This is a genomic window from Nioella sp. (assembly GCF_964229645.1).
In the GTDB taxonomy this organism is placed as follows: Bacteria; Pseudomonadota; Alphaproteobacteria; order Rhodobacterales; family Rhodobacteraceae; genus Nioella.
Map to the genome: position 1 here is coordinate 1 of NZ_CAXREX010000085.1, position 8,722 is coordinate 8,722.

An 8,722-nucleotide genomic window follows, 5' to 3' on the forward strand; every position below is an offset into this window, starting at 1 on the left:
AAGCGCGCCAGCGATCTCGTAGCCCATGCAGCTGAAGCCGTATTCCATGTGATAGCTGCCGGGCCGCCCTGCCTTCCACAGCTTGTGCAGCTCGCCCGGCATGGTGCCCGCGGCGCACATCACCACCGTGTCGGGCCCCGCAGAGCGCTGCACCGCGCCCAGCACCTGCATGTCGGTGGGCAGCGCGTTCGCGTCGTCTTCGGGCGCGTCGGTCAGCGGGTCGACCTTGGCGAACCAGTCGGCTTTCAGCGCGGCATCCGGGGCGTCGAAGGTCTTGCCCCCGAGCGCTGCCGACAGAGCCTCCAGCCCTGCCTTCGCGTCGCAGCACAAGGGCTCCGCCCCATGCTTCATCGCGTCATAGGCCTGCACGTTGAGGCTGACGAGCTTGCGCGCGGGGTTCGCGAACAGGGACCACGATCCGGTGGTGAAGTCCTGGAACCGGGTGCCCACCCCGATGACCAGGTCGGCTGCCGCGCAGACCGTGTTGGCGCTTTCCGCGCCGGTCACGCCGATCGGGCCGAGATTGAGCGGATGGTCCCAGGGCAGCGCCGACTTGCCCGCCTGGGTTTCCACCACGGGCACCTGGTGCGCCTCGGCGAAGGCGGCAAGCGCCCTGGTCGCGTGGCCGTAATGGGTGCCGCCGCCCGCCACGATCACCGGCTTGTCCGCGCCCTTCAGCAGCTCCGCCACCCGTGCCAGTTCGCCCGCATCCGGCGGTGCCGCCCGCCGGTGCCAGACACGCGGCGCAAAGAAGGCCTCGGGCCAGTCATAGGCCTCGGCCTGCACATCCTGGCAGAAGGCGAGCGTCACCGGCCCGCAATCGGCGGGATCGGTCATGGTGCGCAGCGCACGCGGCAGCGCGGTCAGCAGCTGCTCGGGCCGGGTGATCCGGTCGAAGTAGCGGCTCACGGGCCGGAACGTGTCGGTCGCGGTCACCGTGCCATCGGCGAAGTTCTCGGGCTGTTGCAACACCGGGTCGGGACCACGATGCGCGAAGACATCGCCCGGCACGAAGAGCACGGGCAGCCGGTTCACATAGGCCAGCGCGCAGGCCGTCACCATGTTGGTGGCCCCCGGCCCGATGGAGGAGGTCACCATCATAGCCCGGCCCCGGCGCAGCTGCTTGGCATAGGCGATCGCCGTATGCGCCATGGTCTGTTCGTTATGGCCCCGCCAGGTCGGCAGCTCGTCGCGCACCTGGTAGAGCGCCTCGCCCAATCCCGCCACGTTGCCATGCCCGAAGATCGCCCAGGCCCCGGCGATGAAGCTGTCACCCTCGGGCGTCTTCTGCGCGGCCAGGTATTTCACCATCGCCTGTGCGGCGGTCAGTCGGATCGTCGTCATGCTGCCTCCTTCGCCCGCGCGCGGGCCTCGTCCCAGATCGCGCAAAGCCGCGCGTAGTTCTCTGCCATCTCGGCCACCGCATCCGCATCGGTGATCGCGCCCGTCATCCAGGCCTTGGCCGCCGCCCCGAAGATCGTGCGCCCCACGGCAAAGCCCTTGACCAGGTCATGCCGCGCGGCCACGGCAAAGCTTTCGCGCAAGGCCGCTTCCTCGGCGGCGAGCCCCAGCACCACGATGCCGCGTGTGTAAGGGTCGTTGCGCGTGATCGCGTCACAGGCCGCCTGCCAGCCCGTATCGGTTGTCATCGGCTCCAGCTTCCACCAGTCGGGGAAAACGCCCAGATCGTAGAAGCGCTGGATGACCTCGGCCGTGGTCGCATCATCGACCGACCCCACCTTCGACGGGATCACCTCCAGCAAGAACTCCAGCCGGTTGCGCCGCGCCGCGTGGAAGAGCCGCAGCACCGTCTCTTCCTGCCGCGCCCACATGTCGGCGTCATCCTCGGGGTGGCAGAAGCACAGCACCTTGACCACGTGATCGAGCGGCCATTCGTTGAGCCCGCCGTAATCCGGCCCGATCTCTGGCTCCAGCACCAGGGGCCGCGAGCCCGGCCATTCCACCGGACGGCCCACCCAGAGCCCCGTGCCCGTCGCCTTGTAAAGCGCGCCCTGCCCTAGCCGCCCGTCGCAGAGGATGCCATAGCCGGGCCGGCCCCCCGCCACTTTCAGCGCGGCCTCAAGGCAAAGCTCCTTGAACGCCCCGATCCTGGCTTTGGTGGCCCCCTCCAGTTCCTCCAGCTGCATCCGGTGGTCGAAGGCAAAGCTGCGGATCACGGACCAGTCGCCCTTGCGATTGGTGGACCAGTGCACGTTTTCCAGCACCGCATCCTTGCGCAGCGCGGTTTCCTTGACCCCGCGCTCCAGGAAGAATTGCAGCTCTTCCCAGCTCGGATAGGCGGGCGTGCAGCCATGGCGGCTGACCGCGAAGGCCCCGCAGGCATTGGCATAGGTCAGGGCTGTCGGCCAGTCCTCCCCGTCAAGCCAGCCCTTCAGAAGCCCCGACATGAAGCCGTCGCCCGCACCAAGCACGTTGAAGACCTCGATGGGAAAGCCTGGGCCGGTCTGGCCATCGTCGAGCCTGTCGGGGATATCACCCTCGAAGGCCACCGCCCCCATCGGGCCGCGCTTGCACACAAGCGTCGCCGACGAGACCGCACGCACCGCGCGCAGCGCCGCCACCGTGTCCGTCGTGCCGCCCGCGATGTGGAACTCTTCCTCGGTGCCGACGATGAGATCGAAGAGGTGCAGCACCGATTGCAGCCTATGGGTCACCTTTTGCGATGCGATGAACCGGCTTTCCCCGTCGCCATGGCCCGCCAGCCCCCAAAGGTTCGGCCTGTAGTCGATGTCGAGCGCGGTCTGCGCCCCCGCCTCTCGCGCCAGGGCGAGCGCCTTCAAAACCGCCGCCTCCGTGCGCGGGTGCGACAGGTGTGTGCCAGTGGCCACCACCGCCCGCGCTTCGGCGATGAAGCTGGGGTCGATATCCTCCTCGCACAGCGCCATGTCCGCGCAATCGGACCGGTAGAAGATCAGCGGAAACTGCTCCTGGTCGCGGATGCCCAGAAGCACCAGCGCCGTCAGACGCTCCGGGTCCGTTTTCACCCCGCGCACATCAACGCCCTCGCGCGCCAGTTCCTCGCGGATGAAGCGCCCCATATGCTCATCGCCAACCCGCGTGATCAGGGCAGACCGCAGGCCCAGCCGCGCCGTGCCCGCCGCGATATTCGTCGGGGACCCGCCGATATATTTCTGGAAAGACCCCATGTCCTCCAGCCGCCCCCCAACCTGCTGGCCATAGAGATCGACCGAGCTTCGGCCAATGGTGATCACGTCAAGCGGCTTCATCAAAGCGCTCCCTCGGTATTCCGGTCTGGGGCGGGTGGCCCCTGAATGTCAGTTCAATCGAACGGCTTGCCCGGTCCGAGCCGAAGCAAGCGCCGCTTCGGCCAGTTCCAGCGCCCGCAACCCGTCGAGCCCGGTCGTCGGCGTCGCCGCCCCTTCGGCCACGGCGGCGACGAAGGCGGCAATCTCGTTGGCATAGGCCGCGATGTAGCGGGTCATGAAAAAGTTCAGCAGCGGCGGGCGGGTGTAGCCCCCGTCATTGGCGATCTCGATATTGGCTTCCCGATGGTTTTCGGCGCTGACCGACCCGGCCGAACCAAGCACCTCGATCCGCTGGTCGTATCCATAGGAGGCACGGCGCGAGTTGGTAATGACACATTGCTTGCCGCTGGCGGTTCGCAGGATCACGTTGACGCTGTCATAGTCGCCAAGCTCGCCAATCTTGGGATCGGTCAGAACCGAGGCTTGCGCGGTGACGGTCTCCACCTCTTCGCCCAGCAACCACCGGGCCATGTCGAAGTCGTGGATCGTCATGTCGCGGAAGATGCCGCCCGAGACCTTGATGTAGTCATAGGGCGGTGCGCCGGGATCGCGGCTGGTGATCGTGACCATCTCCACCGCGCCGATGCGCCCCGCGTCGATGGCGGCCTTCACGGCCATGAAGTCGGGGTCGAAGCGGCGATTGAAGCCCACCATCAGGGTGGCACCCTCGGCCTCGACCGTGGCCAGCGCCTGCTTCACCCGGTCGACGTTCAGATCGACGGGCTTTTCACAGAACACCGCCTTGCCGGCACGGGCGAACTGCTCGATCAGATCGGCATGGGTGTCGGTGGGGGTGCAGATCACCACGGCGTCGATGTCATCGGATGCCGCGATCTGGTCGATCGTGCGCAACTCGCAGCCGAAGCTGGCCTGCGCGGCCTTGGCCGCGGCGTCGACCGGCTCGGCGATGGCCACCAGGTCTGCCCCTTCCACCGAGGCGATGGCGCGGGCATGAACCTGCCCGATACGGCCTGCGCCCAGAACTCCAAAACGAACGGTCATTATTGTTTTCCTTCATTGTCCCCGGAAGCCCCGGGGGAGTGCCGACCAAGGGGAAAGGGAAAGGGCCTCAGGCCCCTTCGAAATCGTACTCGGGTTGCGTCTTTGCGCCCGTGATATAGGCCACCACGTCCTGACCGTCGGTCTCTTCCTTGAGGAGGTTCGCGACGATCCGGCCGCGCCGGAACACGACGATCCGATCCACCAGGTCCATCACCTGCCGCATGTTATGGCTGATCAGGATCAGCGGCTCGCCCTCTTCCTTGAGCGTGCGGACGATGTTTTCGACCTGGGCCGTTTCCTGCACGCCAAGTGCCGCCGTGGGTTCGTCCATGATGGTCAGCTTGGAATGGAAGGTCGCGGTGCGGGCAATGGCGACGCACTGACGCTGTCCGCCCGACATGTTGCGGATCGAATTGTTGATGTTGGGAATTTTCACCGCCGTCTTTTCGAGCCCCGCCAGGGTCGCCTCTCGCATGGCGCGGTAATCGAGCAACCGGAAGGGTCCCAGCCAATCCCACTTGGTCTTTTCGCGCCCGAGGAAGAGATTGTCGGGCACGTTCAGGTCATCGGCCAGCGCTAGCGTCTGGAACACGGTCTCGATCCCCGCTTCGCGGGCTTCGAGCGGCCCTTCGAACTGGACCTCCTGCCCGTTGAACCAGATCTTGCCGCGCGTGCGCTGCTCGACCGCCGTGATCTGGCGCACGAAGGTCGACTTGCCGGCGCCGTTGTCGCCCATGATTGCCACGTGCTCGCCCCTGCGGATCTCGAAATTCGCATCTTCCAGAGCGTGCACGCCGCCATAGTGCTTGGTCAGGCCCTCCGTCTTGAGGATGACGTCGCCGAGCGGCGCTTCGGAATGGGGCGCAGCCGCGCCCGAAATGTTGGTGTCCATGTCACTGGCCATTGATCCGTCCTCCCTCAGCGAATGGATGCGCGGCGCTGCCGCCACTGGTCGAGCACAACGGCCGCGACGATGATCCCGCCCTTGACCATTTCCTGGTAGTAGGCGTCGAGGCGCAGGAAGGTGAAACCCGAGATGATGACGCCGAAAATCAGCGCCCCCAGAACGGTGCCCACGATGGACCCGCGCCCGCCGGTCAGCGACACGCCGCCGATCACCGCCATGGCGATGGCGTCGAGTTCATACATCACGCCCATGCCGGCCTGCGCGGTCAGGTTCTTCGACGACAACACCAGCGCGGCCACGGCCGCCAGCGTCGCGGCGATGGTGTACACCAGCACCTTGTGCCGCTCGACCTTGATGCCCGACATCCGCGCCGCGTCCTCGTTCGAGCCGATGGCATAGGTGTGCTTGCCGTAGACGGTGTAGCGCAGGACGAGGTGGAAGAGGATCGCAAGCCCGATGAACCAGAACACCGGGGCCAGACCCCCACCGATCAGCTTGTAAGGCTCTGTCGGGAAGGAAATCGGGCGCCCCTCGGTCCACCACTTCGACACGCCCCGCGCCGTCACCATCATGCCAAGCGTGGCAATGAAGGGCGGGATGCGCGTATAGGCGATCAGCGCGCCGTTGATCACACCCGCAACCAGCCCGCAGGCAAGCCCGACAAGCAAGGGGACGATGACCGGCAGGTTGGTCGCCCAATCGCCCATGGCCAGGGTCGGGTTGGGGTTGCCGTTCACTTCGGCGACCTGGGCGAAGCTCATGGCGATCATCGCCGTGGCCCCCACGACCGAGCCGGAACTGAGGTCGATGCCGCCGGAAATGATGACCTGCGTCACCCCGATGGCGATGATGCCTACGATCGAGACTTGCAGGATGATGATGCGCAGCCGTGCCTCGTTGAAGATCGAGTCGAAGCGGTCGCGCGTGTCGAAAAGGAAGCTCTGGTCCATCAGCAGCAGACCAAGCAGCTCGAAGATCACGACGATCAGGACAAGCGCCAGGAAAATGTTGATCTCATTCGGCCAATGCCGCTTCTTCGGGTCGAACTTCAGACCGCCGATACCATGGGTCCGGGACGAATCTGCCATCAATGCCTCCTGTTTCGACGCGACGGGATAGGTTAGGGCGGCACCATTGCGCCGCCCCCTTTTCTAGGTTCCCAGGGGTGCCCCGGTGAACAACCTGCGCGGGATCAGTTGCGCGAGGTGTATTCAGACATGTTCGACGGCACCACCAGCTGGAACGGGATCCAGACGGTCTGGTCCACGTCCTCGCCACGCGCGAGGCCGAGGGCCGCGTTGATCGAGCCGGAACCCTGACCGGCCGCGTCCTGGAAGACGGTCACGTCGAGTTGACCGGCACCCATGGCCGCCAGGGCGTCCTGGGTTGCGTCGATGCCTGCAACCACAACGTCATCCATCGAGATGCCGGCAGCCAGCATCGCCTGGATTGCACCGATGGCCATTTCGTCGTTGTTGGCGATCACGCCGTCGAAAGGCTCGCCGGTGGACAGCCAGTTGGTCATCAGGTCCTGCGCTTCGTCGCGCGACCAGTTCGCCGTCTGCTCGTCGATGATCTCCAGCGTGACATCGCAGTCGCCCGAAGCCATCACGTCATGGATGTCGGCGGTCCGCTGCACGGCGGCCTGGTTCGACAACTGCCCCATCATCACGTAGATGCGCGCCGGGTCGGTGCCCTGCTCGCCAAACAGGCGGCAGACTTCCAGCGTTTCCAGCGTGCCGGAGTCGACTTCGTTCGACGCCACGAAGGCCTGGTTGTCAGGCAGGGTGTCGAGGTTGATCGGCTGGCGGTTCACGTAGACCAGCGGCACGCCAGCGGCCTCGGCGGCGGCGGTCATGGCTTCGGTGGCCGAGGTATCAACCGGGTTCACCACGATCGCATCGACGCCCGAAGCGATGAAGTTGTTGATCTGGTCGAGCTGACGGCCCACGTCGTCCTGCGCGTCTTCGACCTGCAGGTCGACACCTTCCAGGCCGTCGGCGTATTCGATCATGCCGTTGCGCAGAACGGTCAGGAAGTTGTCGTCGAACCGCGCCATGGTCACACCGATGGTTTCGGCCATGGCAGTGGTGGACATCAGCGACACAAGGCCCGCTGCAATAAGAGTCTTCTTCATCTTGTTTCCTCCCAATATTGGTGTCCGGCGCACCGTTTACCTTTCACCGGAAGCCCCCGAAGGGGCGTCTTCACGCGCCCATCAGGCTGCCCTTGGCCGCAGTTGCGACGCGATGAATTCAATGGATCTGGCCAGTTCCCCTTCTGCATCGGCGAGGTCGTGAACCTCGGGCGCGAAGCATTCGTAGGAGATCGGGCCGCTGTAACCCGCCGCCAGCAGGGCGGCGATCTGCTCGATATTTTCCAGCCGGTCCGAGGCATCGACCAGCACGCGATGCTCGTCGCGCATGTCGGCCACGGACAAAGACGGGTCGACCACCGCCGAGATATGCACCATCCCGGTCCGGTCCGGATAGATCGGGCCACCATCGGCGAGATGGTGGTGAAAAGTGTCATGGACCAATTTGAAGTGATCCGCTGCGCCGAGCGCGTCGATGGTCTCAATGGCCTCGGTCTTGCTGCGTAGCGAGGAGGTCAGGAAGCCAAGGGGCTCGATCAGCGCCACCAGGTCGGCGTCGCGTAGCATCGGCAGGATTTCCTTGATCGCGATACGCAGGTTGGCCTGCCGCTCGCCATTGCCACAACCCAGGCCATCGTTTCGCGGAATGAGGCTGATGGTCTCCGCACCGCAGGCCTTGGCTGTCGCGATAAGGCTGCGCAGTTCAGCGGCAACTTCGGGTGACCAGCTGTTGAAGGGATAGACCTGGCTCAGACCAAACAGCCGGAGCCCCTTGTCACGGGCGAGTTGCCCGGCCTGCGCAGGATCCATGCCGTCAAAGAGCGGCCGGTCCAGGTCGTTGCGCACCTCGACGCCAGCGCAGCCAAGACGCTTGGCCAGGTCGAGAAACGCGACATAATCGAGCCCCGGGGCCGTCATGTGATTGAGCGCAAGCTGCATCATTCCTCCCGATGGGCGCCGGCATGCCGGGTGACCCTTGACGCAGGGGAACGCTGCTCACATCGGGTGATTCCGTCAATCTGACCCTCGTATTTCTGGTCAAGAATGACGTTTTCTGCGCGTGCAAAAATGACGTTTTTTCGTCATTTCTGAGAGATCAGATCATATCGGGCAGGTAGATCCTCGGCTGCAGGAAATGCTGCCCGACAATCCCGTCATCGCCGCTCTGCACGGCACTTACCATGAGATCGACGAAGTCGGCACAAAGCTCTGACAGGGGGGTAGAAATGACCATGACGACATAGCCATCAGCAAGGGCTGTGCGCGACTCATCGGGTAGTTCATGGACCCCAAGGGCCACCTCGTGCGGCGCGCGCATTTCGCGCAAGGCCGCAATTGCCCCCTCCATCCCGCCGCCCGCGACATAGATGCCGCGCAAGTCCGGGTGGCGATTGAGCAGATCGAGCGTCGCCTCGTAAGTCAGTTGCCGTG

7 protein-coding genes and 1 pseudogene are annotated in these 8,722 nt (G+C 65.1%); all 8 read right to left on the reverse strand.

The features are described from left to right. On the reverse strand, window positions 1-1,344 hold a 1,344-nt coding region (locus ACEQXV_RS05810; RefSeq protein ID WP_370268275.1), incomplete at its 3' end, for a thiamine pyrophosphate-binding protein. Continuing rightward, the gene (gene iolC, locus ACEQXV_RS05815; RefSeq protein WP_370268276.1) at window positions 1,341-3,248 is read right to left on the reverse strand and encodes a 5-dehydro-2-deoxygluconokinase; all 1,908 of its coding nucleotides are present in this window, start codon (window positions 3,246-3,248) and stop codon (window positions 1,341-1,343) included. The genes ACEQXV_RS05810 and iolC, both read right to left, overlap by 4 nt. A 48-nt stretch (window positions 3,249-3,296) precedes the next feature. After that, window positions 3,297-4,289 (reverse strand): inositol 2-dehydrogenase, encoded by a 993-nt coding sequence (gene iolG, locus ACEQXV_RS05820; RefSeq protein WP_370268277.1) that lies wholly within the window; start codon window positions 4,287-4,289, stop codon window positions 3,297-3,299. Window positions 4,290-4,356: 67 nt separating this feature from the next. Further along, the gene (locus tag ACEQXV_RS05825; RefSeq protein ID WP_370251136.1) at window positions 4,357-5,181 is read right to left on the reverse strand and encodes an ATP-binding cassette domain-containing protein; all 825 of its coding nucleotides are present in this window, start codon (window positions 5,179-5,181) and stop codon (window positions 4,357-4,359) included. A 26-nt stretch (window positions 5,182-5,207) separates the two neighbouring features. Continuing rightward, window positions 5,208-6,284: an ABC transporter permease gene (locus ACEQXV_RS05830; RefSeq protein ID WP_370251132.1), complete on the reverse strand. Its 1,077-nt coding sequence runs from the start codon at window positions 6,282-6,284 to the stop codon at window positions 5,208-5,210. A gap of 104 nt (window positions 6,285-6,388) precedes the next feature. Further along, a complete protein-coding gene (locus tag ACEQXV_RS05835) occupies window positions 6,389-7,333 on the reverse strand; it encodes a sugar ABC transporter substrate-binding protein (RefSeq protein ID WP_370251131.1) in 945 nt (314 codons plus the stop codon). An 81-nt stretch (window positions 7,334-7,414) separates the two neighbouring features. Then, window positions 7,415-8,233: a TIM barrel protein gene (locus ACEQXV_RS05840; protein WP_370251130.1), complete on the reverse strand. Its 819-nt coding sequence runs from the start codon at window positions 8,231-8,233 to the stop codon at window positions 7,415-7,417. 154 nt (window positions 8,234-8,387) lie between these two features. Beyond that, window positions 8,388-8,722: pseudogene (locus ACEQXV_RS05845) on the reverse strand (LacI family transcriptional regulator); the annotation flags it as partial.